A 25136-nucleotide genomic window follows, 5' to 3' on the forward strand; every position below is an offset into this window, starting at 1 on the left:
TCATCAACACGCCGAACCAGCCTACGTAGAGGCGGTTGTCGGTCGAGGTCACCCAGTTGCAGAACTGCGCCCACAGGTTGGCGCTTTCGCGTCTCTGTAAGGTCGTTGTCATGATTTTGTATGAGTGCTAATTGGTTTACTCAAAGATTAGATTGACGAATCAATCTCTTAATCTAGATTAAGAGATTTATTTCGTTTTGTAAAGAGGAGAATTAAGTTTTCGCTCACCTCATGTAACAATTTCTTCATTCCCTGAGAATCAGCGATTTCGTGTTTGCGGGTCTTGTCTCCAGAAACGAGAACAAGTGCGGATTCTTAGAAGTGCCAGCGCTGATCTCGTATTCATCTTTAAGAAGCGCTTATCAGTTCTAAAGTGGCAGATGAACGAGTAAACGCCAGAAGGATAGCCAGCGAACAGCAGATCTGTTATCCCAGATAGAGAATCTAATCTTTGTGTAGGAATGCGATCGATTACTTACAGTCCGGCTTATACAATTGTTCCAACCTATGAATGCTTTAATCGCTGTACGTATTGCAACTTTCGGGCGGAACCAGGGCAAGATGAGTGGTTAAGCCTATCTCAAGCAGAAAAAACTTTAGAGCGCCTTCAGTCTCAAAACGTTATTGAAATCCTGATTCTGAGTGGCGAGGTTCATCCTCAGCACCCGGTTCGGTCTGCCTGGTTTGATCGAATCTTTGCGCTTTGTGAGCTAGCGCTCTCGATGGGGTTTTTACCTCATACAAATGCGGGAATTCTCACCTTTGATGAGATGTCCAGGCTAAGAACAGTGAATGTGTCAATGGGGTTGATGCTGGAGCAAATGACACCAACCTTATTGGAAACCGTTCATCGGCATGCACCCAGTAAAGTTCCAGCCTTACGATCGCAGCAATTAGCCTGGGCAGGAGAACTAAAGGTTCCTTTTACAACAGGATTGCTGCTAGGACTTGGGGAAAACGAGCGCGATCGTATTGACACGCTAGAGGAGATTGCTCGAATTCACGATCGCTTTGGTCATATTCAGGAAGTCATCTTGCAGCCTTACAGCCCCGGTCAGAAAGAAAGCCTTTCTCAGACAGCTTTTCAGCCAGGGCAATTAATCGAATTAATCAAGATTGCGCGTAAGATTCTGGCAGAATCGATCGCAATCCAGATCCCCCCAAATCTTATTCAACACGATCTCCTTGCTTGTCTAGAGGCAGGTGCAGAAGATTTAGGCGGAATTAGCCCACACGATGAAGTGAATCCAGATTATCCCCATCCAGAAGCGGCAGACTTAGCGGTATTACTTGAATCACATGGATTCAATCTAGTCCAACGATTGCCAATCTACGCACAGTACGATCGCTGGCTTCCTGAACGATTGCAAACTGCTGTTCAACGCTACAGAACTGCTGGGCTTGCAACACCTAAAAAGTCTGTCACGTACTGAAGATATGTTTTGGGGTCTTCAAGCATCGGAAAATGAGCCGTATTGGGAATTGTAATGTGCTGAACTTGATCGCTCAATGCCGCCGCTTTTTCTCCCATTCCAGCAGGAATAATCTTGTCGTGCTCACCCGAAATTAGCAACGTCGGAACCAAAATTCGAGCGAATTCAGCAGGCATTGTCATCGCTGCTTCTTCGCTTACAGCAGAAAACATTGTTCCGAGTGCTGCCGCTTCATCTGCTAACAAGAAGTCAGCCAGAAAAGCGCGGCTCATGTCGCGTGGCACCGATTGATGCAGAAATCGCTGCATAAATAAACGATCGGTAAACGGTAAGCTATACAGCCACGGTAGGCGGAATTTCACCACGTATCCACCGAACTTATGGAAGGCTTTGAATGCTCTTTCCTGATATTCAAAAATACCGCTACAAGTAAGAACCGCACGATCGACCAATTCTGCGTAGCGATTCAGGAATAGAACCGCGATCGAAGAGCCGGTTGAATGAGCGTTGAGACAAACTTTTTGAAGCCTTAGGGCGACAAGCAGCCCTGCTAAATCTCTCACATAATCATCTAGGTGATAGGTCGATTCGGGCGCGGCATCCATTCTCGATCGCCCAAAACCACGCATATCGTACAACAGACAATCGAAATGGTGCGAGAGCGATCGGGCTGTACTTTCCCAATATTTGGCAGACCCACCCCAACCATGAATAAAAACTAAAACAGGCTTACCGCTCGGTTGATTGTCTTCCGATTCAGTAAGCCATTCGTAATAATGATTAAAGCCATTGACTAAAATGTAAGCCATGCTGAGCAGATTGAAACGTTTCTAACGTTTAGGGTATCATCCCGTTTTTAATCTGCCACTCAAGCTTTATGCTGATTCCGGTTTTGGAATTGAGGAAGGATGTAGGAGCAGTTCAGCCGTCGATCGCTTCTCAACCATTTCGCGAGTGATTGTACAACGAGTCACATCTTTACGTGAGGGCAACTCATACATAATATCGAGCATCATTTCTTCGACAATGCTGCGAAGGGCACGCGCTCCGGTTTTACGACGATACGCTTCTTGTGCGATCGCTCTCACTGCATCAGGCTTAAATTCAAGCTGCACGTTGTCCATTTTCAACAGTTTCTGGAACTGCTTGACCAGTGCATTCTTTGGCTCAGTTAAGATTTCAGCCAGCGCGTCTTCATCGAGCGGATCAACCACTGCCATGACTGGAATTCGTCCAATGAATTCAGGAATTAAACCAAATTTTACGAGATCATCGGGTTCTAAATGTTGTAGGACATCTGCAGTACGCTTCTCTTTGGATTGTTCGCCGGATTGAACGAAGCCCATTGCCCGTTTACCCATGCGCTGCTCAACTGCTTTATCGAGTCCCACAAACGCACCGCCGCAGATAAATAGAATATTGCTGGTGTCAATTTGAATGCAGTCTTGGTAGGGGTGCTTTCGCCCACCCTGGGGAGGCACATTTGCGATCGTACCTTCTAACATCTTCAGGAGAGCTTGTTGAACGCCTTCACCCGAAACATCACGAGTAATTGAGGGGTTCTCGCTCTTCCGAGCAATCTTATCGATCTCATCGATATAGATAATTCCGCGCTGCGCCTCTTCCACATCAAGATCGGCAACTTGGAGTAACCGAAGAAGAATGTTTTCGACATCTTCGCCCACATAACCTGCTTCGGTTAACGTGGTTGCGTCTGCCACAGCAAACGGGACATCAAGAATTTCAGCAAGAGTCTGAGCCAGAAGCGTTTTACCGCATCCAGTCGGCCCAATCAGAAGGATGTTTGACTTCTGAAGCTCGACCGTATCATCCGGAGAGGATTTGCCGTTGCTCTTTGCTTGAAGGAAGCTCAAGCGTTTGTAGTGATTGTAAACCGCAACCGAGAGAACTTTCTTTGCCTCGTCTTGACCAATTACATGCTCATCCAAATATTTCTTAATCTCACGCGGTTTAGGCAACTGATTTAGAGAAATATTGGCAGAGCGCGATCGACGTTTCTCCGGGGCTTGCTCTCGGCGCGGAACGGGTTGCGGGGCAGCGCTGGAGTCAAACAACTCCTCATCCAAAATCTCGTTGCACAAATCCACACACTCATCGCAGATATACACACCAGGGCCTGCGATCAGTTTGCGGACTTGTTCTTGAGACTTGCCACAAAAAGAACATTTCAGATGGGAGTCGTACTTTGACATAGCTGCCTCTTATCTTGCTGCGGCGACAGGTTCGTTAGCTTTGGGAAGATTCTGCCGAGTAATCACTTGGTCGATCAAGCCATAAGCTTTGGCTTCTTCGGCAGACATAAAGAAATCACGCTCTGTGTCTGCTTCGATGCGATCGAGCGGCTGTCCGGTGTGTTGAGCGAGTAGCTCATTCAGCTTGCGCTTATGATAAAGGATTTCTTTCGCTTGGATCTCGATGTCCACCGCTTGCCCTTGGGCACCTCCTAAAGGCTGGTGAATCATAATTCGAGAACTCGGCAAAGACATCCGCTTTCCAGGAGTTCCACCAGAAAGAAGGAACGCTCCCATACTAGCAGCCAGTCCAAAACAAATCGTGACCACATCACAGCTAACTTGCTGCATCGTGTCATAGATCGCCATTCCGGCTGTGACCGAGCCCCCCGGAGAATTGATATAGATTTGGATGTCTTTTTCAGGGTCTTCGGCTTCGAGGAAGAGCAGTTGCGCGACTAGAGAATCGGCAACCGTGTCATCGATCGCGCTACCAAGAAAGATAATGCGTTCGCGCAAGAGACGCGAGTAGATATCGAACGCCCGTTCGCCGCGTCCAGACTGCTCAACCACCATCGGAACGACGTTAGTTGGAGCAGCCTGAGACACGACATCAAGCGTACTGAGGTTTTGAATAATGTAGTCGTGAGATTGGGAGTTATACATGAGGCATACGGCTACGTTCCACAAGTCTAATTCTAGCCAACAAACGCTAAGTTATCCGGCAGACATCCGAATGCTTAAAGATTCGACGGTTATCCTTACTCTACGACTTCGACCTCAACCGCTTCAGCTTCGCTGTCATCATCGAGTTCGTCTACTTCTGGCTCCTCTTTTTTAAGCGTGCCTTCGGGAACGAGTTCGATCGTCGAATTGGTCGTCAACCAATCCATAATTTTCTCTTTCAGCAAGTCTTCTTCAACCGCACTCTTGAGGCGATCTACGTCGATGTCGCGTCCTTCAAATTCGCTCAGCAGTTCTTGAACCTTGTTGTTGAGTTCGTCTGCTTCGACTTTAAGCGATTCTTTCTTGGCGACTTCGCCCAAGGCGAGCGTGCGCTTAATTCGCTCGATCGCATCGGGTCGGGAGCGCTCTTTCAGCATCGGAATCGTGTCTTTGTTCAACAAGCGCTTGATATCGATGCCTTGTTGCTGAAGCTGCATGGCGGTTTGCGTCACCATGTATTCCACTTCACGCTCGATCATGGTTTCGGGCAGATCGGCTTCAACTTGATTCAGCAATTCGTTGAGAACAGCTTCTTCTTTGTTAGCTTTGGTTTGCTGCTCGGCTTCTTCCGTGAAACGCTTTTCTAGAGATTCGCGCATTTCGGCGATCGTCTCAAACTCATCGCCGCTTGCTTCTTTAGCGAATTCATCATCGACTTCGGGAAGTTCTTTTTCCTTCAGCTCTTTGAGCGTAATCTCGAATGTTGCAGGTCGTCCAGCAAGCTGCTCTTGGGGATAATCTTCCGGAAAAGTTACCGAAATTTCCTTAGTCTCACCAGCATTCATGCCGATAATTCCATCCACGAAGCCTGCAATAAAGCGACCCTCTTCGAGTTCAAGCTGAAAATCAGCAGCCTCGCCGCCCGGAACCTCAATTTCTTCTTCACCATCAGCAGGCGTGAAGCGACCCTTAAAGTCGATCACACTCACGTCTCCCCGCTGAGCGGGACGATCTTCAATCGGAACCAGCGTCGCCATCTGAGTCCGGTAGTTTTCGATCACCGAATTGACTCGTTCTGGATCAGGCTTGACTTCTTCTGCTTGCAGCGTGAAATCTCTATACTGCTTTAGCGTCACTTCCGGAGAGACATCTACCGCTGCCGAGAAGGTCAGCGCTTGACCGGGTGTGTATTGAGCAATTAATTCATCAAACGACGATCGCAGTTGGAAATTTCCTAGCGCCTCGACATTTTCCTGCTTAATCGCTTCTTTTAGCCCGGTATCGACCAGTTCTTCGATCACAGCCGCTTTGATTCGATTCATTCCGAAGCGTTGAATCAAGACTTGGCGTGGTACTTTGCCTTTACGGAACCCCGGAACATTCAACGATCGCGTAAAGTCCTGCAACACACGATCGTAGGTTTTCTGAGACATCTCTGGCGTAATTTCAATTTCCAGCCCGATTTGACTGGCGGGAAGCTTTTCCTGGGTAACTTTCATCGGCGTAAGTGACAAAGAATGCGAATTTCTATCAAGCAGTAAGCTATACTAACCGATTCTAGTCGCGCTTGCGCGATTCATTAGAGGGAATCTTAAGGATTGAGCCAATAAAATTGATCCGCAATTCTGCGATAATTTAGGGAATACTGGCAGTCGGAAAAGCATTCCAGCCACTTGAATTCGTGCCCAAAGCACGTTAGTCTCTGAAGAACAGATCGAACATCTTTATTATTTTTGCTAAGTCTCGCGTCAATCAACTCTTATTGAAGCTTTTCTAATTTGCAGCCCGTTTGGAGGAATTTATTTTGGGTCAATCCTATCGAGTAGCGATTTTAGGGGCGACAGGAGCGGTCGGAACTGAACTATTAGAACTGTTGGATCAGCGTGATTTTCCTGTTTCTGAATTGAAGCTGTTAGCTTCTCCACGATCGGCAGGTTCAACGCTGACATTTCAGGGGGAGAGTTTGGCGATCGAAGCCGTGAATGAGGCTTCGTTTAACAATGTTGATATTGTTCTTGCTTCGGCAGGCGGATCAATCTCGAAGCAATGGGTTAAAGATATCGTTGCGGCTGGGGCTGTGATGATCGATAACTCCAGCGCCTTTCGGATGGATGCAGATGTGCCGCTTGTTGTACCAGAAGTGAATCCAGAGGCAGCAGCACACCATCGGGGCGTAATTGCTAACCCGAACTGTACGACGATTCTGATGTCGGTTGCAGTCTATCCATTGCATCAAGTCCTGCCGATTAAGCGGATCGTGGCAGCGACTTACCAATCCGCGAGTGGTGCGGGTGCGCGGGCAATGGAAGAAGTGAAGCACCAATCGATCGATATTTTGCAAGGCAAAAACCCGAAAGCTGAAATTCTGCCGTACCCTCTAGCGTTTAACTTGTTTCCGCACAACTCGAAGCTGGATGAATCCGGGTACTGCGAAGAAGAGTTGAAAATGGTAAACGAGACTCGCAAAATTTTCGGAGTGCCGGATCTGAGAATTACTGCAACTTGTGTACGGGTTCCCGTTCTACGGGCACACTCAGAAGCGATTAACCTAGAGTTTGACTCTCCTTTCAGCGTGGAAAAAGCGAGAGAACTGTTACGACAAGCCCCAGGAGTCAAGCTTGTCGAAGACTGGAACGCAAACTACTTCCCGATGCCGATCGATGCTAGCGGCAAGGATGAGGTTTTAGTTGGACGCATTCGCCAAGATATTTCTAACCCAAATGGTTTAGAACTCTGGTTATGTGGGGATCAAATTCGCAAGGGTGCAGCCTTGAACGCGATTCAAATTGCAGAACTTCTAATCGAAAAGAACTTGCTTAAACCAGCTTTAGCAACAAATCGATAGTGACTTAAAGGAGTTTAAATAGAGTGTGGTAAATTTTGGAACTGTTTTGACTGCCATGATCACGCCATTTACAGCGGATGGAGCAGTCGATTATGCTGTCACTGAAAAGTTAGCGGCTCATTTAATCGAGACGGGTACAGATACGATCGTCGTTTGTGGCACGACTGGAGAATCGCCAACGCTTTCTTGGGATGAAGAATTTGAACTCTTTCAAGTTGTGAAGCGTGCCGTTTCCGGTCGAGCAAAGGTAATGGCGGGAACCGGATCGAACTCGACTTCAGAAGCGATCGCGGCCACGAAAAAAGCCGCTAGAATAGGATTAGACGGCTCATTACAGGTTGTGCCTTATTACAATAAGCCGCCGCAAGCGGGACTTTATCATCACTTTAGAGCGATCGCAGAATCTTCGGATTTGCCGCTGATGCTGTATAACGTTCCAGGTCGTACCAGCCAGAATCTCCAGGCTGAAACCGTCGCTCGACTCTCAGAAATTCCGAATATTGTTGCAATTAAGGAAGCGAGTGGCAATCTAGATCAAGTCAGTCAGATTCGGCGGATGACCCCATCTGAATTTGCGATTTATTCTGGAGATGATTCTTTGACTTTGCCGATGTTAGCGATCGGTGCGAAAGGAGTTGTCAGCGTTGCGAGCCATCTCGTCGGAACGCGACTACAGCAGATGATCCAAGCATTCGAGAAGGGTCAAGTTCAGAAAGCGACCCAAATTCACCTAGAGCTACTTCCATTGTTTAAAGCTTTATTCGTTACGACGAATCCGATTCCAGTCAAAGCCGCATTAAGTTTGCAAGGATGGCAAGTTGGCGCACTCCGCCCACCCCTTTGCTCTCCAGATGAAGAGGTGAAGCTTCAAGTCAAGCAAGTCATGGCGGAACTGAACTTGCTGCAAACGGCACATGCCTAGAGTTTCTGCACAACCGAATATTTCAGTGATCACAGGATGAGCATTTTGCTGCCTGCTGAATCTCTCAATCAATTTTCTCTTAACCCTAGAAAGGACACTGATGACTCAAAACAACTCGTCAAACGCGCTCAAAATCATTCCGCTCGGCGGACTGCACGAGATTGGTAAGAATACTTGCGTTTTTGAATACGGCGATGAAATTGTACTGCTCGATGCAGGACTCGCCTTTCCTACAGACGGAATGCATGGCGTAAATATCGTGCTGCCCGATATGACTTACCTGCGTGAGAACCGCGAAAAGATCAAAGGCATGATTATCACGCACGGACACGAAGATCATATCGGCGGTATTCCCTTTCACCTTAAACAGCTAGACATTCCAGTGATGTACGGCCCGCGTTTAGCGCTGGCACTGCTCGAAGGCAAGCTTGAAGAAGCGGGAGTCACCGATCGCACTGAGCTGAGAACGGTTCGCCCGCGCGATATCGTTCGCATCGGGACGCATTTCTTCGTCGAATTCATTCGCAACACGCACTCGATCGCTGATAGTTTCACGGTTGCGATTCACACTCCGGTTGGCGTTGTGATTCACACAGGCGACTTTAAGTTTGACCATACTCCGGTCGATGGTGAAAAGTTCGACCTTCAGCGTTTAGCCGAATACGGTGAAAAAGGCGTTCATTGCTTGATCAGCGATTCGACTAACTCTGAGATTCCAGGCTTTACGCCATCAGAACGATCGGTGTTTCCGAATCTCGATCGCGTCTTTACGCAAGCCAAAGGACGACTGCTAATTACGACCTTCGCTTCATCAGTTCACCGGATCAACATGATTCTGGAATTGGCAGAAAAGCATGGTCGAGCAGTTTCGGTGTTGGGTCGATCGATGCTGAACGTAATCGCCCACGCTCGCACTCTTGGCTACGTTAAATGTCGCGACGACATTCTTCAACCCCTGCACGTTACTCAGAAGATGCCGGATAAGGATGTCTTGATTCTGACAACCGGATCGCAAGGTGAACCAATGTCAGCAATGACGCGGATTGCGAACGGCGAACATCGTCAAGTGAAGATTCGAGAAGGTGATACGGTTGTATTCTCTGCTAACCCGATTCCTGGAAATACGATCGCGGTTGTGAATACGATCGATAAACTAATGATGAACGGCGCAAAAGTCGTTTACGGCAAGGATCAAGGCATTCACGTTTCCGGCCACGGCTGCCAAGAAGATCAGAAATTGATGTTAGCGCTGACTCGTCCGAAGTTCTTCCTACCTGTTCACGGCGAGCATCGGATGCTGATTAAGCACTCTCAAACGGCTCAAAGCACTGGCGTTCCGGCTGAGAACATGGTGATTATCGATAACGGTGATGTCGTTGAACTGACCAAGGATTCGATCAGCAAGGCTGGTAAAGTCAAGGCAGGAATTGAACTGGTTGATACGTCGCGATCGGGCATGGTGGACGATCGGGTTCTGAAAGAGCGTCAGCAGTTAGCAGGTGATGGAGTTGTCACGGTTGCGACGACGATCACGAACGAAGGTCGATTGTTTGCGAAGCCGGATGTGCATCTGCGGGGTGTCGTGACTTCGATGAATCCGGAACAGTTGCGAGGCAGAATTCAAGAAGCGATCGAGGCGGTGTTAAACGATCGTTGGAATGAGTTCTACAGCACGTTCGATGGTCGAGTCGAAATCGATTGGACGGGCTTACAAGTTCAGATCGAGCGCGAAATCCACCGTTTGCTGCGGCGTGAGCTTCAAAGCAATCCGCTGCTGGTGTTCTTGATGCAGAATCCTGATCCGGCTGCGGTGAAGGCGGCTCCGACTCGCCAACGCGCTACGGCGAAAGTAGCTTCGTAAGATTTGAGTTCTTGCCGTTGCGATCGTCACAGATTGCAACGGCAAGAATAGTGCGATCGGCGCGATTCTTGCTATACTCACAGAGTAACGAGAGGGCATGTAGCTCAGGGGATAGAGCACCAGATTCCGGTTCTGGGTGTCGCAGGTTCGATTCCTGCCATGCTCGTTTGATATAAACTCCTTAAAAGTTAATTACTTTTAAGGAGTTTTTTATGGAATGGGTGATCGAGTTTTCTCAATTCGACGATGATGAATGGTGATGCTAGATTTAGGATGAAGTTTCTCTAGGCTGAGAAAAACGCTAATGAATGCTAAAGAGTTGTCTTCTCAATTGATGACCAATGAGCAAGCAGAGTTGTATCAGCGAATTCAAGCATTCTCATTAGATCAACAAGATTCGCAACTCTCGTTTAGTAAACGCCTCGCTAAAGAGAATGGCTGGACGCTGGAATATGCTCAGCGCGTGATTGAGGAATATAAGAAGTTTGCATTTTTAGCAGTCGTCGCAGGTCATCCAGTTACCCCTTCAGACCCAGTAGACCAAGTTTGGCATCTGCATTTAACTTACACACGATCGTACTGGGAAGAATTTTGCGCTCAGGTTCTACAAACTCCTTTGCATCATGAGCCGACCCGTGGCGGACAAGCTGAAAGTGAGAAATTTGATGATTGGTATCGTAAAACTTTAGAGAGCTACGAGCAATTTTTTGAGCAGGCACCCCCAGTTGAAATTTGGGCTGCACCTAGCGATCGCTTTGGGCGCGATTTGCATTTTATGCGCGTGAACACTCAACAAAACTGGATACTACAAAAATCTCAGATTCGGACAATTGCAACGCTAGCCATTCTAGCTTTGTTAATGATTAGCTGCTCTGTCACAAGGATCACTCTAGTAGCAGCGGTTCTAATTGCTGGAATTGGAATTGGAGCAGGACTTGGATCAAGAGATTTTCTGATTACCAGCATTCGTTCCTTTAAGAATCCAGCAACTCCTCGCACTCGCGGTTTATGGGTCAATGGTGAAGGTTGCGGAAGTTGTAGCGGATGGAACTGGGGAGATTTTTCAGGCAATGATGGTGACGCTGGCGGTGATTCTGCCTGTGGATCAGACGGCGGAGGATGTGGTGGGTGTGGAGGATGCGGAGGATGTGGTGGGGATTAAACAAAAACAGAAGGAGCGATCGCACCAAGTGATGTTGCACTAATGCGGGGAGCGATCGAGCAAGACACCGAACAGATTGATATGAATAAGGGGCAGATATTTGTCCGATACAAGCATTATTCTTGCCCTGTACGATTGCGAAAAAGAACGAGTCTTTCAGTCAAGAGGTTCGACAACGCGAACAGTCGATCGTCTTCTCAACTAAAATCAAGCAAGACCTTGAACATCTTGAGGTGAGGCGGACATGGTTGCTCAAGCCGAGAAAAAGCACTACAGCGCTCAAGAGTATTTAGAGATAGAGCTTGTCTCCGAAGCCCGGAGCGAGTACCGCAGCGGGGAGATTGTCTTAATGACTGGTGGCACACCAAATCACAACGACATTGCCGGAAACCTCTATGTTTTACTCAAGACTGCTCTAAAGGGGAAAAATTATCGGACGTTTTACACCGATCAGCGTCTGTGGGTTCCAGGCGTTAGCCTTTACACTTATCCCGATGTCATGGTTGTACCGAAACCGATCGAGCTTCAAGTCGGGCGAACCGATACCGTGATCAATCCTTGTTTTATTGCTGAGGTCTTATCGAAATCGACTCAGAACTACGACCGGGGTGAAAAATTCGTTGCTTATCGGACAATGCTTAATTTTCAAGAATATCTATTGATCGACCAGTACCGAATTCATGTCGAGCATCATGTAAAGACGGCTGCGAATCAATGGCTATTTTCGGAATTTGATGATCCAGCAGTAACTTTAATGCTCAGAACAATTGGGATTGAAATTCAAATTGCAGAACTTTACGAAGGTATTGATTTTAGTGAGACATAAAAGAGGGGCGATCGCACAAACAATGCGATCGCCCCTCTTTTCTCAAACCAAATTGACCTAAACCGAAGCTGCAACCCTTTCTACATCAGGATTCGCTTCAGGCGTATCCTTCTCCGACGGCGGAACCACTTGCCAGAACTTCGGTAAGAACTCCGACCAGTTTTCCAGAATCGCCTTCGCTTTCGGACTACCCGTATGCTCAACGTGCGCCTCAAGTAGTTCTTTAAGCTGCCGTTCGCCAGCAGGTGCGGCAATTCGCTGAGTTTTAACGATCTCAGGATTCACTTTCGCTTGGAAGCTACCATCCTCATCCAAGAAGTAAGCCAATCCGCCTGTCATCCCTGCACCTACGTTACGACCTGCACGACCGAGAACGACAACAACGCCACCCGTCATGTATTCGCAGCAGTGGTCGCCAACGCCTTCGACAACCGCTTCAGCCATCGAATTTCGGACAGCAAACCGCTCTCCAGCTTGCCCATTGGCAAACAGTCGTCCACCTGTTGCGCCATAGAGACAAGTGTTACCAATAATCACGTTTTGAGACGGAGCATAGGTTGCCTCAGGTGAAGGCTTGATCGCGATCGTTCCTCCATGCATTCCTTTACCCACGTAATCGTTCGCTTCACCGACTAAGTTCAGCGTCATACAAGGGAGATTGAACGCTCCGAAGCTCTGACCGACACTTCCGGTAAAGTTCAAAGTAATTTGACCACTGAAACCGGAGTTACCGTACTGTTTCGCGATCGCACCCGCAATCCGAGTTCCAACTGTCCGATCAGTGTTGATGACATCAACTGCTTTCGTAACGTCGCCTTGATTTTGAATCGCCGCTTGAATATCAGCAGCACTCAGAATTTGATCATCTAGAACAGCACCATTGCTATGAACAGTTTCATGATTGAGCCAAGTGCGATCGCTGCGAGTGTCCGGTAGCTGAGTCAAACAATCGAGATTCAGCATTTGAGTTTTGGTCAGGCTGACACCCTCGCGCATCTTCAGAAGATCCGCACGTCCAATAATCTCATTCAGGGATTTGTAGCCTAGACGAGCTAAGAGCGATCGGACTTCTTCCGCCACGAACAGAAAGAAATTAACCACGTGCTCTGGTGTACCAGGGAAACGCTTACGAAGTTCTTCTTTCTGGCTTGCCACTCCGACCGGGCAATTGTTCGTGTGGCAGATTCGCGCCATGATGCAGCCTTCTGCAATCATCGCGATCGAGCCAAATCCGAACTCTTCACCACCCATCAGTGCTGCCATGACGATATCCCATCCAGCTTTGATGCCGCCATCAACCCGCAGAATCACGCGATCGCGCAGTTGGTTCTGCATCAAAACGCGATGAACTTCGGTTAATCCTAGTTCCCAGGGACTACCCGCGTGCTTGATTGAGCTTAACGGTGAAGCACCTGTACCGCCATCGTGACCAGAAATCTGGATAATATCTGCGTTTGCTTTGGCGACTCCTGCCGCGATCGTGCCGATTCCAACTTCTGCCACTAATTTGACTGAGACTTGAGCCACAGGATTGATTTGGTGCAGGTCGAAGATCAGTTGAGCCAAATCTTCGATCGAGTAAATGTCATGGTGCGGCGGCGGAGAAATTAGGGTGACTCCGGGCTTCGATCGACGCAGTAACGCAATGTAAGGACTTACCTTCGGCCCCGGCAATTGTCCGCCTTCACCGGGCTTCGCACCCTGAGCCATCTTGATTTCGATTTGCTTTGCGCTCATCAAATACTCAGGCGTAACACCAAAGCGACCAGACGCAACCTGCTTGATTGCGGAGTTAGCAGTATCGCCGGCTTTTAGTCCTTTGAGGTGCGGCAAGAGCGGGGATGTGCCGTCTTCAACTTCATTCAGCACTTTATACCGAACCGGATCTTCTCCACCTTCGCCAGAGTTCGATCGACCCCCCAAGCGGTTCATCGCGATCGCCAAGACTTCATGCGCTTCTCGCGACAATGCACCGAGCGACATTCCACCTGTACAGAAGCGTTTCACAATTTCGGTTGCGGGTTCGACTTCATTGATCGAAATGGATTCGCGATCGCTCTTGAAGTCAAGCAAATCACGCAAAGCAGTGATCGGACGATTTGCCAAATGCTGTTGGTACAGATCGTAGTGATCAAAACTGTTCGTTCTGACCGCTTGATGCAGATGTTTAGCCAGTTCCGGGCTGTTCATGTGATACTCACCACCCGGACGATATTGCACGAAGCCGAAGTTCTCTAGCTTTTTCGTGGTCAACTCTGGGAAAGCGCGACTGTGGAACGACAGAATTTCTTGAGCCAGTTCTGCGATCGTTAGTCCACCCAATCGCGAGGCTGTACCGAAGAAGCCTAAATTCAACAGATCGCCACCAATGCCGATCGCTTCAAAGATCTGTGCAGCTTGATAGCTCGACAGCAAGGAAATGCCCATCTTCGAGAGGATTTTGAGCAAACCGTCTTCGATCGCTTTGCGATAGTTCGCTTGCACTTGAGTTAAGCTTGCAGCTTTGATCTTGCCGCGCTCCATCAAGCCTTGAGTTTTGGAATCTGACCACCATTGGCGCACGGTTTCCAATGCCAGGTAGGGGCAAACAGCACTCGCGCCGTAACCAATCAAGCAAGCAAAGTGATGCGTACTCCAAGCCTGAGCGGTATCGACGATCAGCGATGCTTTCATCCGCAAACCTTGACGGATCAAATGATGGTGAACCGCTCCCACTGCCAACATGGGTGGGATGTAGCTTTGGTCTGCGCTTAATCGGGTGATATTGCCAGATTGACCCAAGCGATCGCTCAGCACCAAAATCTTTTTACCCGATCGCACCGCTTCCGCCGCTTGGTCACACAGTTGCTTGACCGCAGCTTTCAGCCCTTCGGGGCCTGCGGCAATTTCAAACAAAGTTGAAAGATTTGCGGTTTCTAAGCCCGATCGACGAACTTGATTAAGCTCCGGTTCACTCAGAACTGGCGATTCTAGAACAAATAGATTCGCACCTTCAGGCTTCGTCTCAAGGAGATTACCGCGTTCTCCAAGCTGCATCGTCAAGGACATGACGAGTTTTTCGCGCAGCGGGTCGATCGGCGGATTTGTTACCTGAGCAAAGCGCTGCTTAAAGTAGTCGTACAGCAGGTGAGGACGCTCAGACAGCACCGCTAACGGAATATCATCACCCATACAGAAAGTCGGCTCTTTGCCTTGTGCCGCCATGTCTTGAATGACCATTTCGACATCTTCTAAGGTGTAGCCAAAAGCGGTCTGATGAGTCAGAAGCGCTTGCGGTTCCATTTGCGCTGCTTCTAGAAACTCCTGAGATTGCAGCGTTTTCCGGTTCTTTAACCATTCTCCGTAGGGGCGGAGATTTGCCACGCGCTGCTTGATATCCCAGTTCTTTAGCACTTCATGAGATTCAAGATCAAATGCAATCACTTGACCAGGGCCTAACCGCCCTTTCTCAATCACTTCAGATTCTGGAATCTCAACTACACCTGCCTCAGATGCCACAACCAGATACCCATCGCGAGTAATCGTATAGCGAGCGGGTCTTAAACCGTTGCGATCGAGCGTCGCCCCCACGATTTTCCCATCGCAGAACGCTAATAGTGCAGGACCATCCCAAGCTTCCTGAATGCCACTGTGATACTCGTAGAAATCAACAATTTCAGGATGCTCGTTCAATTCCGGCTGATTTTTATACGCCTCTGGAACCATCATCATCAGCGCTTCAACCGGGCTACGTCCAGAACGAACGAGCAGTTCCATCACGTTGTCTAAATTAGCGGAATCACTATTATTGGAGTTCACAGTCGGTTTCAGCGCACCCACGCGATCGCCCCAGAATTCGTGTGCTAAGTCAGCTTCTCGCGCTCTCATCCAATTCACATTACCAAGCAGTGTATTGATTTCACCGTTATGTCCTAAAAGACGCATCGGTTGCGCTAAAGGCCACTTCGGCATCGTGTTCGTACTGAAACGACGGTGATACAGCGCAAATGCACTCTTATAGCTAGGGTTTTGTAGATCCTGATAAAACTCACCTAAAACCGCCGATCGCACCATACCTTTGTAAACGATCGTGCGCGTCGAAAACGAGCAGACGTAGAGTTCATCAAATCCTGGCTGTGCCTTCTCAGCTAGAATGCGGTGAATCTGCTTACGAGTCAGATAAAGTTTGCGCTCTAGCTCTTCTCCGCTCAAGGTGTCAGATTTCACTAACAATTGCTCGATCTGGGGCTGATTTTCCCGCGCTTGAATTCCGAGAATTTCGGGTTTAACCGGAACCACCCGCCAGCCTAGTAGGGTTAATCCTTCCTCAGCAATAATCTTCTCAGCGATTCCTTTGACCACAACCGCGATCGCACCATCTTGCGGCAAAAACACCATCCCCACACCGACTTGATTGGGTTGAAGGTTGAGCCTATGCTCTCTTGCCCATTGATTTAGAATTCCCCAGGGAATTGCAGCCATCAAGCCTGCACCGTCACCGGAGTCTTGATCAGCGCTACACCCGCCCCGATGCTCCAAGCAAGCTAAGGCATTCAGTGCTTTTGCCATCAGATCGTGGCTATCCCGACCTTTTTGATCTGCAATAAAGCCGACACCGCAAGCATCGCGTTCTTCAACTAGCCAACGCTGACCTGCATATCCATTAGCGATCGATGGGTTTTGACACTCTGACGGAACACTAGCTTGACTCATGGAAGGATTCATTCGATTCATTTCAAGGGGGTTAGGGTTGAGCGGAGACAAACTGGGCTAAGAAAAGGTTAGCGCTAGAAAGTTTGAAGAATTTATGAAGAAATAGCGATGTTCAACAATCAAGAAAACTTTGCTCGTTAAACGGTTCCATAATCGTAAGAAATGCCCGAAGACAAAACCGCTAACTCTATGGCGAAATTCAAATCTAGAAAACGATTTGCCGTTTCGCTCATTCTGTGCTCAGCAAGGTTTTAGATTCCCTTATTTAATACTGATGTACTCAATGCGCAAGTCTCAGTGTGTAATTAGGGATATCTAGCTTAGCTGAATTTTTACAAAGCCTGGGATAAGAATAGTATAGAAAATTTTGCACTCTGACAATGCCTGTAAAACTGCGGAGATTCGGTAGCGGCATTCCGCCCAATCTTCGCTCACAATCTGAACACCAGGCTAATTGTCTAGCGATACTTAATTTGAACCGTTCCGCAACAGGTCTTGATAATATCGAGACATCGAAAAGAAGTTAGGATTTCTTGATACTTCTCGTATTGTTCTACAAACCCGAATCGCAATTGAGGTCAGTACAGTAAAATGACCTGCGGCGATCGCATTCTTTTATCTTTGCCCCGGTGGAATTGTGTCAGATGACTATTGTTAGGTCTAGCTTCTATTTTCTTGCAGCGTTTGCGATGTCTCTGGCAGACACAATTACACTTCCCGCCCTAGCAGATGCGCCTGCAGCACTCGATTTCAGCTCAACGAAACAAGCATTGCCTCGTAAAACGGTACCCCTTAATTTTAGCCCGCCAACTTCCTCTCGCACCCCACCCCTACTTGCTCAAGGAACTCAAATTGTTCTAAATGGGCAAGCCTTTAATGGGAACTGGAGCCAATGGCAATTAGACGGAATAACCCGAATCGGCTTAAGTGATGTAGTTGTTACCCAACGATTTGGGGCGGAGCTACTCAGTACAGCGGATGCCAATCGTCAGCCGATTCAATGGTTTTCTCAGGCCGTCTTTTCCACTCGATTAGCTCCACCAGTTCGGTATCTTGATATTACTGAATTCGCCCAGAAAAACGGTTGGCAAGTTCAGATCAGCGGTAACACATTACAGGTCTCAACCGCGATCGCGAATCTAATCGGAATTGAGCAAGCACCGTTTTCAACCAATGGCGATCGGATTAGCCTCACGCTTGATCGTCCTGCTGCTTGGCAAGCTGATCCACAGCAAAATGAACTTGTTTTAACCTTAGAGGCTCAGGCGGATCAGCCTCGACTGCAAAAATTTAAGCCGAATCCAGCTAGCCGAATCCGATCGCTAAAAGTTGAATCTGCCGGAAACCGTACCATTATCAGAATTGGAATTCCGATCGGGCTGCGTCCTCAAATTACGACTGCATCCAGTCCGAATCGGATTGTGATTGATGTCGGCTCAAACTTCCTTAGCAACAAAGACGTTTTGTGGGCAAATGGGCTACTGTGGCGACAGAAAAATTTAACAGTGCGATCAGGACAATTTCCGATCGTTTGGCTTGAACTTAATCCCCGCCAACCCGGACTTAGCATTCGCCCGATTCTTCCTAATTCAACAACCTTAGTTGGAACTTTGCCGCTCTTTCAAACTGCCCAACAATCTTCAGCAACTGTTGCAATCAATGGCGGTTACTTTAATCGCATCAATCAGCTTCCTCTAGGAGCAATCAAGCTGAATAATCAGTTTGCTTCAGGAGCAATTCTAGGCCGGGGTGTAGTCGGTTGGGATGAAGCTGGCAACTGGCAATTCGATCGCCTAACGCTTCGGGAAACCCTTATTTTTGGTTCTGGACAGCGCTTTCCTTTGACGACTTTAAATTCTGCATTTATTCAAGCGGGAATTGCGAGATATACCAGTGACTGGGGAAGCACCTATGCGACGCTGACCGAGAATGAGATTCTTATTCCCGTCCAAAATAATCAAATTGGTATTCAACAAAACGCGGCAACTGTTGGAACAGTCATTCCAATCCCAGTCGGCGGATACCTGTTGGTTTTTCGCTCAAATCGAACGGCTGCTGCCGCTTTTATCCCCGCAACTTCTGTTCAACTCGAAAGCGTCTTTAACCCTACTGATCTCGCTGCGTTGCCCAACCTGATTGGAGGCGGGCCACTTCTGCTCCGCAATGGGCAAAGCGTTCTTGATGCTCGATTAGAGCAGTTCAGCCCAGCGTTTATCCAAGAAAGAGCTGCCCGGAGTGCGATCGGACAAACTGCCGAGGGTAGAATTCTGATTGTGACCGCTCAAAATAATATTTCAGGCCTCGGTGCAACCTTAAGCGATATGGCAGAAATTATGCAGCAACTTGGAGCGATTAACGCTCTAAATCTGGATGGTGGAAGCTCAACAACTTTATATTTGGGAGGGCAAATTCTTGATCGACCCGCTCGATCGTCTGCTCGCGTTCACAACGGAATTGGAGTTTTTCTCCAACCTTAACGCTCAACTTCTTCATGGATTTTGTGATTCAAATCAAGACTTCGTAAAATCTTCTCAAATTGTCCACTCTATACAAGCGCCTCCCGATTTAGTTTGTTAGCCTTTTTGGTTGGGAATCGATTTTGCGCGAGTCCGCGCATCTAGTTCGCGAAACTCTAGTATTTATGAGGAGAGAAACGGTGGCTCAGGCTCAAGAAAAGACTCAAACTCCAGCCCTTGTGCTGTCTCCAACGGCTGCAAAGACTGCTGCAACAGAACTCCGTCCCTGGGGATCGTTTACGATCCTGGAAGAAGGTCGCGGCTACAAAATTAAGCGGATCGAAGTTAAGCCCGGACATCGCCTAAGTTTACAAATGCACCACCACCGCAGCGAGCATTGGATTGTCGTTTCTGGAACTGCAAAAGTGGAGTGTGGTGAGCAGCAAATCACCCTCAGCAGCAATCAGTCTACTTACGTACCTCAGTGTACAACTCATCGTCTAGAGAATCCTGGAGTCATCCCCCTGGTGTTGATTGAAGTTCAAAACGGTGAGTATCTTGGAGAAGATGACATCGTGCGGTTCCAAGATGACTATTCACGCGCAAACTAAAGACTAAACTTAACTTTGAGATGAGGCAATTCCCTAGAATCGCCTCATCTTATTTTTGGGTTGAACGATCGCGGTACGATGAATTTAAAGTTCCGCTTCGCCTTTTCATATGATCGAATTAAGTCCTTCTGCGATCGCAGAGATTCAACGCTTGCAAAGGCATCATCCTGATCCTTCCGCCTTTTTCCGCCTGCAAATACAACCAGGCGGCTGTGCAGGACTCTCTTATCTAACGAGATTTGAAAACCAACTCGATTCCAGCGATCGCGTTCATCACTGCAATGGTATTCAAATCGTGATCGATCTGCACAGCACTCAATATCTTCAGAATTTAACGATCGACTTCTCAGAAGACCTCATGGGCGGTAGTTTCCGCTTCCACAATCCTAACGCTAAAAAAAGTTGCGATTGTGGTGTCTCATTCTCGATTGATGAGAGCTAGAATAGGAAAGCTTTCGTGCTAAAGGATCGATCGCGCTGCAATTGTTTGACAGCCGAATCGATCTATTGGTATGTTTAGTGATCGTTGAAAGTCGGAGCAGTCGAAAAACTGCATTCTCCAATACATTAAAAAATGCCCACCATCCAGCAACTCATCCGTAGTGAGCGCAGCAAAGCTCGAAAGAAAACCAAATCCCCGGCTCTGAAGAGTTGCCCTCAGCGTCGTGGAGTTTGCACACGGGTCTATACCACCACACCGAAAAAACCGAACTCTGCGCTGCGTAAAGTTGCGCGGGTGCGCCTCACTTCAGGCTTTGAAGTGACAGCATATATCCCCGGTATCGGTCACAATCTTCAAGAACACTCGGTTGTGATGATTCGTGGCGGTCGGGTCAAAGACCTGCCCGGTGTTCGTTACCACATTATTCGCGGAACCCTCGATACGGCTGGCGTGAAAGACCGCAAGCAAGGTCGCTCCAAGTACGGTGCGAAACGTCCGAAGGCAGCAGCAAAGTAAGCGATCTGCCGCTAGAATAAATTTGCTAAATGAACCTCGTAGCTCAGATTTCTTGAGTCCATGAGGTTCGTTTGTTAGCGATCGAAGCTATTTTAGAGAATCTTCTCACGACACTCTTTTGAACTCCACGATCGCGCCCCCGGTTTGCTGACTCAATCCATTTACTGTTCTTTTCTCTTAAAGGCTCATTATGTCTCGTCGCGTCGTAATCAAAAAGCGTCCCATTCCCCCCGACTCCGTGCATAATTCTCGCCTAGTCACCATGATGGTGCGGCGGATTATGGCGAGCGGCAAAAAATCTCTAGCTACCCGCATTGTTTATGATGCGTTTGAAACGATTCGAGAGCGCACTGGTGCTGATCCGCTAGAGACGTTTGAGCGGGCAGTCAAGAATGCGACTCCTTTGGTTGAAGTGAAAGCGCGTCGGGTGGGTGGTGCAACGTACCAAGTACCGATGGAAGTGCGAAGCGATCGTGGAATTGCCCTAGCGTTGAGATGGTTAATCCAGTTCTCGCGAGCGCGTGCAGGCAAATCGATGTCAGCCAAACTGGCAAGCGAACTAATGGATGCCGCCAACGAAACGGGAAGCGCGATTCGGAAGCGGGAAGAAACCCACCGGATGGCAGAAGCTAATAAAGCATTCGCACACTATCGCTATTAAAAAGTATAAAATCTTAATAGACGCAGTAGTGTGATTTAAACCATGCACAGATGCTAAGGAGGTAGCTGTGGCTCGTACCGTCCCGCTCGAAAGAGTCAGAAACATCGGGATCGCCGCGCATATTGATGCGGGCAAGACAACAACAACTGAACGAATTCTATTTTACTCCGGCATCGTCCATAAGATTGGCGAAGTGCATGAGGGGACAGCCACAACGGACTGGATGGAGCAAGAGCGGGAGCGGGGCATTACGATCACCGCTGCTGCAATTACGACTCAATGGACTCGTCGTGATGCTGATAAGCCGAACCAGCCTGGTGAAGGCGAACTTGAACATAAGATCAACATCATTGACACGCCTGGGCACGTAGACTTCACAATCGAAGTTGAACGCTCAATGCGAGTGCTTGACGGTGTAATCGCTGTATTCTGCTCGGTGGGTGGCGTTCAACCGCAATCGGAAACCGTGTGGAAGCAAGCGAACCGTTACAAGGTTCCCCGCATGGTGTTCGTGAACAAGATGGACAGAACTGGTGCGGACTTCTTCAAAGTCTATGATCAGATTCGCGATCGTCTGCAAGCAAAAGCGGTTCCCATCCAAATCCCGATCGGTGCTGAAGATCAGTTCAAAGGCATCATTGACCTTGTGCGGATGAAAGCCTACATCCACAAGGATGATTTAGGTCGCGAAATTGAAGTCACTGAGATTCCCGAAGATCTCAAAGAGAAAGCCGAGGAATTTCGCACGAACTTGATCGAATCGGTTGCAGAAACTGATGAAGCGCTGCTTGAGAAGTATTTCGCAGGTGAAGAACTCACCGAAGAAGAAATCAAAGCCGCAATTCGGAAAGGGACGATCGAGGGAATTGACGGAGAATTCTTTGTGCCGATGCTTTGCGGTTCTGCCTTCAAAAACAAGGGCGTTCAGCAAATGCTTGATGCGGTGCTGGATTACCTTCCGTCACCGATCGACATTCCGCCGATTCAGGGAACGCTGCCGGATGGCAGCGTTGCCGCTCGTCCTCCGAAAGATGATGCACCTCTGGCTGCACTCGCTTTCAAAGTGATGACGGATAAATTCGTCGGTCGCTTAACTTTTGTTCGCGTTTACTCTGGTGTACTGTCGAAAGGTAGCTACATCTATAACTCGTCCAAGGGCAAGAAAGAGCGCGTTTCTCGGTTGATTGTCTTGAAAGCGGACGATCGAATTGATGTAGACGAACTCAGAGCGGGCGACTTGGGAGCAATTCCCGGACTGTCTGATACTCTGACAGGCGATACGCTTTGCCCTGAAGGCGACAACATCGTTCTTGAATCGCTGTTTATTCCTGAGCCTGTAATCTCGGTTGCAGTAGAACCGAAGACCAAGGGCGATATGGAGAAACTCTCGAAAGCGCTCAAGGCATTGTCTGAAGAAGACCCGACTTTCCGTGTCAGCATTGATCAAGAAACTAACCAAACTGTAATCGCCGGAATGGGTGAATTGCACTTGGAAATCTTGGTCGATCGAATGCTCCGCGAGTTCAAAGTCGAAGCAAACGTCGGTGCGCCTCAAGTAGCTTACCGGGAGACCATTCGTAAAGCCGTCAAAGCTGAAGGCAAATTTGTCCGTCAGAGCGGTGGTAAAGGTCAGTATGGTCACGTTGTCATCCAGCTTGAACCAGGCGAAACAGGTAGCGGATTCGAGTTCGTCTCGAAGATTGTGGGCGGAACCGTTCCTAAAGAATATGTTGGACCTGCTGAACAGGGCATGAAGGAAGCCTGCGAAAGCGGCATCTTGGCAGGTTACCCGCTCATCGACGTGAAAGCAACACTCGTCGATGGTTCCTACCACGATGTAGACTCTTCTGAAATGGCATTTAAGATTGCCGGATCGATGGCGATCAAGGATGGCGTATTAAAAGCCAGCCCGGTACTCTTAGAGCCGATGATGAAGGTTGAAGTTGAAGTGCCAGAAGACTTTCTGGGTAGCGTCATGGGCAACCTGATCTCGAAGCGTGGGCAGATTGAAGCTCAAGGAGTCGAGCGGGGAATTGCCAAGGTCACAACCAAGGTTCCACTGGCAGAAATGTTTGGATATGCTACGGATATCCGATCGATGACTCAGGGACGCGGTACTTTTACAATGGAATTTAGCCATTACGAAGAAGTACCTAAGAACGTCGCTGAAACCATCATTGCGAAAAACAAAGGGAACGCTTAATCAGGAGAGGAATTGTAATTCATGGCACGCGCAAAGTTTGAACGGACTAAACCCCACGTCAACATCGGCACGATCGGTCACGTTGACCACGGCAAAACCACACTCACGGCTGCTATCACGATGACCCTTTCAGCTCTGGGTCAAGCGGCAGCCCGAAAGTACGAAGACATTGATGCAGCCCCGGAAGAAAAAGCACGGGGGATCACAATCAACACCGCTCACGTGGAGTACGAAACTGAAACCCGTCACTATGCTCACGTTGACTGTCCCGGACACGCCGACTATGTGAAAAACATGATCACGGGTGCGGCTCAGATGGACGGCGCGATCTTGGTTGTATCTGCGGCTGATGGCCCGATGCCCCAAACTCGTGAACACATCCTCTTGGCTCGTCAGGTGGGCGTTCCTCGTCTGGTAGTCTTCTTGAACAAGAAAGACATGGTGGACGACGAAGAACTGCTGGAACTCGTTGAACTCGAAGTTCGCGAACTGTTGGATTCGTATGAATTTCCCGGTGACGAAATTCCGATCACCGCAGGTTCGGCACTCCAGGCGGTTGAAGCAATGACTGCTAACCCCAAGACCAAGAAGGGTGAAAACGAGTGGGTTGACTGCATTTACGCGCTGATGGATTCGGTTGACGAATACATCCCAACTCCTGAGCGCGATGTTGACAAGCCGTTCTTGATGGCAGTTGAAGACGTATTCTCGATCACAGGTCGGGGTACGGTGGCAACGGGTCGGATCGAGCGCGGTAAAGTCAAAGTGCAAGACGAAGTTGAACTCGTTGGTATCCGCGACACTCGCAAGAGTACTGTGACCGGAATCGAAATGTTCAAGAAGAGCCTTGAAGAAGGGATGGCAGGCGACAACGCAGGTATCTTGCTTCGGGGTATTCAAAAGGCCGATATTGAGCGTGGCATGGTGCTGGCGAAGCCCGGTTCGATCAAGCCTCACACTCAATTCGAGTCTGAAGTATACATTCTGAAGAAAGAAGAAGGCGGTCGTCACACTCCGTTCTTCCCTGGCTATCGTCCTCAGTTCTACGTTCGGACAACTGACGTAACTGGAACCATCAGCAACTTCACAACCGACGAAGGCGGCGAAGCTGAAATGGTGATGCCTGGAGACCGGATCAAGATGACTGTGGAACTGATCAACCCGATCGCAATCGAACAAGGAATGCGCTTTGCAATCCGTGAAGGCGGTCGTACCGTTGGTGCAGGCGTGGTCTCGAAAATCCTCAAGTAAGCACTTAACTAATTGAAGTGAAGCCTCCAGTGGATTGCTCTGCTGGAGGCTTCATTTGCATAGCTTAGCCCTGTCAACTTTTCCGAAGATGATGACTCGAAGTGAAAAAGCGAACAGTGTTAGAGATGAAGACCGGGAACTACTTTTAGCTTAAGCATTGGACTGCCATTAGCGCCGTTCCTCAATAATGGTTTCAGAAAGTGGCTGACCCTGACCTTGGATAAGTTGCTGCGGATCAATTTGGCGGTAGTGAAGTTTTTTGATGTGTTTAATTAAGCCAGAAGACAGCAATGATTGATGAAAAGAGTTTTGCTCAGTCGCTTCGTCCTCCTTGTCG

19 protein-coding genes and 1 tRNA gene are annotated in these 25136 nt (G+C 48.5%); 14 read left to right on the top strand and 6 right to left on the bottom strand.

From position 1 onward, the window contains the following. Positions 1-112 (bottom strand): photosystem II q(b) protein (locus tag H6F51_20980; protein ID MBD1824946.1); only part of this gene is annotated, 112 nt, incomplete at its 3' end. Positions 113-461: 349 nt separating this feature from the next. Between H6F51_20980 and cofG the strand changes: the two genes are divergently transcribed. Next, positions 462-1433, top strand: a complete 972-nt coding sequence (gene cofG, locus H6F51_20985; protein ID MBD1824947.1) for a 7,8-didemethyl-8-hydroxy-5-deazariboflavin synthase subunit CofG — start codon at positions 462-464, stop codon at positions 1431-1433. On the opposite strand, the gene H6F51_20990 is transcribed toward cofG, so the two are convergent. From H6F51_20990 to H6F51_21005, 4 genes are all read right to left on the bottom strand, one after another. After that, positions 1385-2242: an alpha/beta hydrolase gene (locus H6F51_20990; protein MBD1824948.1), complete on the bottom strand. Its 858-nt coding sequence runs from the start codon at positions 2240-2242 to the stop codon at positions 1385-1387. The two genes, cofG and H6F51_20990, sit on opposite strands and share 49 nt — an antisense overlap. 66 nt (positions 2243-2308) lie before the next feature. After that, complete coding sequence (clpX, locus tag H6F51_20995) at positions 2309-3646, bottom strand: ATP-dependent protease ATP-binding subunit ClpX (protein MBD1824949.1); 1338 nt, start codon at positions 3644-3646, stop codon at positions 2309-2311. Between the two features lie 9 nt (positions 3647-3655). Further along, positions 3656-4351, bottom strand: a complete 696-nt coding sequence (clpP, locus tag H6F51_21000; protein ID MBD1824950.1) for an ATP-dependent Clp endopeptidase proteolytic subunit ClpP — start codon at positions 4349-4351, stop codon at positions 3656-3658. Positions 4352-4446: 95 nt separating this feature from the next. Further along, positions 4447-5850 carry a trigger factor gene (locus H6F51_21005; protein MBD1824951.1) on the bottom strand — a complete coding sequence of 468 codons (1404 nt, stop codon included), beginning with the start codon at positions 5848-5850 and terminating at the stop codon, positions 4447-4449. A 305-nt stretch (positions 5851-6155) separates the two neighbouring features. Between H6F51_21005 and H6F51_21010 the strand changes: the two genes are divergently transcribed. The 6 genes from H6F51_21010 to H6F51_21035 all read left to right on the top strand — a co-directional run bounded on the left by H6F51_21010 (position 6156) and on the right by H6F51_21035 (position 11967). Further along, entirely contained in the window at positions 6156-7196 is a 1041-nt protein-coding gene (locus H6F51_21010; GenBank protein ID MBD1824952.1) for an aspartate-semialdehyde dehydrogenase, read from the top strand. 25 nt (positions 7197-7221) lie between these two features. Then, positions 7222-8118 carry a 4-hydroxy-tetrahydrodipicolinate synthase gene (gene dapA / locus H6F51_21015; protein MBD1824953.1) on the top strand — a complete coding sequence of 299 codons (897 nt, stop codon included), beginning with the start codon at positions 7222-7224 and terminating at the stop codon, positions 8116-8118. Positions 8119-8218: 100 nt separating this feature from the next. Continuing rightward, positions 8219-9979, top strand: coding sequence for a ribonuclease J (locus tag H6F51_21020; GenBank protein MBD1824954.1), 1761 nt, complete (start codon positions 8219-8221; stop codon positions 9977-9979). Between the two features lie 93 nt (positions 9980-10072). Then, positions 10073-10145, top strand: a tRNA-Arg gene (locus H6F51_21025). Between the two features lie 168 nt (positions 10146-10313). Next, positions 10314-11141, top strand: a complete 828-nt coding sequence (locus H6F51_21030) for a hypothetical protein (protein ID MBD1824955.1) — start codon at positions 10314-10316, stop codon at positions 11139-11141. 244 nt (positions 11142-11385) lie between these two features. Then, positions 11386-11967 (top strand): Uma2 family endonuclease, encoded by a 582-nt coding sequence (locus H6F51_21035; GenBank protein ID MBD1824956.1) that lies wholly within the window; start codon positions 11386-11388, stop codon positions 11965-11967. Between the two features lie 57 nt (positions 11968-12024). On the opposite strand, the gene gltB is transcribed toward H6F51_21035, so the two are convergent. Next, positions 12025-16680, bottom strand: a complete 4656-nt coding sequence (gene gltB, locus H6F51_21040; protein ID MBD1824957.1) for a glutamate synthase large subunit — start codon at positions 16678-16680, stop codon at positions 12025-12027. Positions 16681-17303: 623 nt separating this feature from the next. On the opposite strand from gltB, the gene H6F51_21045 reads away from it, so the two are divergent. The 7 genes from H6F51_21045 to tuf all read left to right on the top strand — a co-directional run bounded on the left by H6F51_21045 (position 17304) and on the right by tuf (position 24799). Beyond that, the gene (locus H6F51_21045; GenBank protein ID MBD1824958.1) at positions 17304-19136 is read left to right on the top strand and encodes a phosphodiester glycosidase family protein; all 1833 of its coding nucleotides are present in this window, start codon (positions 17304-17306) and stop codon (positions 19134-19136) included. Between the two features lie 179 nt (positions 19137-19315). Beyond that, positions 19316-19726: a phosphomannose isomerase type II C-terminal cupin domain gene (locus H6F51_21050; GenBank protein ID MBD1824959.1), complete on the top strand. Its 411-nt coding sequence runs from the start codon at positions 19316-19318 to the stop codon at positions 19724-19726. Positions 19727-19835: 109 nt separating this feature from the next. Next, positions 19836-20168, top strand: coding sequence for an iron-sulfur cluster assembly accessory protein (locus H6F51_21055; protein MBD1824960.1), 333 nt, complete (start codon positions 19836-19838; stop codon positions 20166-20168). 132 nt (positions 20169-20300) lie between these two features. Further along, positions 20301-20684 carry a 30S ribosomal protein S12 gene (locus tag H6F51_21060; protein ID MBD1824961.1) on the top strand — a complete coding sequence of 128 codons (384 nt, stop codon included), beginning with the start codon at positions 20301-20303 and terminating at the stop codon, positions 20682-20684. A gap of 190 nt (positions 20685-20874) precedes the next feature. Then, positions 20875-21345: a 30S ribosomal protein S7 gene (gene rpsG, locus H6F51_21065; GenBank protein MBD1824962.1), complete on the top strand. Its 471-nt coding sequence runs from the start codon at positions 20875-20877 to the stop codon at positions 21343-21345. Positions 21346-21412: 67 nt separating this feature from the next. Then, on the top strand, positions 21413-23548 hold the full coding sequence (gene fusA / locus H6F51_21070) for an elongation factor G (GenBank protein ID MBD1824963.1): 2136 nt from the start codon (positions 21413-21415) through the stop codon (positions 23546-23548). 21 nt (positions 23549-23569) lie between these two features. After that, positions 23570-24799 (top strand): elongation factor Tu, encoded by a 1230-nt coding sequence (gene tuf / locus H6F51_21075; GenBank protein ID MBD1824964.1) that lies wholly within the window; start codon positions 23570-23572, stop codon positions 24797-24799. The last annotated feature ends 337 nt before the right edge of the window (positions 24800-25136 follow it).

It is taken from the genome of Cyanobacteria bacterium FACHB-DQ100, assembly GCA_014695195.1.
Taxonomy (GTDB): domain Bacteria; phylum Cyanobacteriota; class Cyanobacteriia; order Leptolyngbyales; family Leptolyngbyaceae; genus Leptolyngbya.

Bases quoted from the DNA above. Each gene is read 5' to 3' on its own strand.
- tuf (MBD1824964.1), top strand. From the start codon at position 23,570: ATGGCACGCGCAAAGTTTGAACGGACTAAACCCCACGTCAACATCGGC.
- H6F51_21020 (MBD1824954.1), top strand. From the start codon at position 8,219: ATGACTCAAAACAACTCGTCAAACGCGCTCAAAATCATTCCGCTCGGC.
- H6F51_21055 (MBD1824960.1), top strand. From the start codon at position 19,836: ATGATCGAATTAAGTCCTTCTGCGATCGCAGAGATTCAACGCTTGCAA.
- rpsG (MBD1824962.1), top strand. From the start codon at position 20,875: ATGTCTCGTCGCGTCGTAATCAAAAAGCGTCCCATTCCCCCCGACTCC.
- H6F51_21045 (MBD1824958.1), top strand. From the start codon at position 17,304: ATGACTATTGTTAGGTCTAGCTTCTATTTTCTTGCAGCGTTTGCGATG.
- H6F51_21035 (MBD1824956.1), top strand. From the start codon at position 11,386: ATGGTTGCTCAAGCCGAGAAAAAGCACTACAGCGCTCAAGAGTATTTA.
- clpX (MBD1824949.1), bottom strand. From the start codon at position 3,646: ATGTCAAAGTACGACTCCCATCTGAAATGTTCTTTTTGTGGCAAGTCT.
- H6F51_21060 (MBD1824961.1), top strand. From the start codon at position 20,301: ATGCCCACCATCCAGCAACTCATCCGTAGTGAGCGCAGCAAAGCTCGA.
- H6F51_21005 (MBD1824951.1), bottom strand. From the start codon at position 5,850: ATGAAAGTTACCCAGGAAAAGCTTCCCGCCAGTCAAATCGGGCTGGAA.
- H6F51_21030 (MBD1824955.1), top strand. From the start codon at position 10,314: ATGACCAATGAGCAAGCAGAGTTGTATCAGCGAATTCAAGCATTCTCA.
- clpP (MBD1824950.1), bottom strand. From the start codon at position 4,351: ATGTATAACTCCCAATCTCACGACTACATTATTCAAAACCTCAGTACG.
- cofG (MBD1824947.1), top strand. From the start codon at position 462: ATGCGATCGATTACTTACAGTCCGGCTTATACAATTGTTCCAACCTAT.
- H6F51_20990 (MBD1824948.1), bottom strand. From the start codon at position 2,242: ATGGCTTACATTTTAGTCAATGGCTTTAATCATTATTACGAATGGCTT.
- gltB (MBD1824957.1), bottom strand. From the start codon at position 16,680: ATGAATCGAATGAATCCTTCCATGAGTCAAGCTAGTGTTCCGTCAGAG.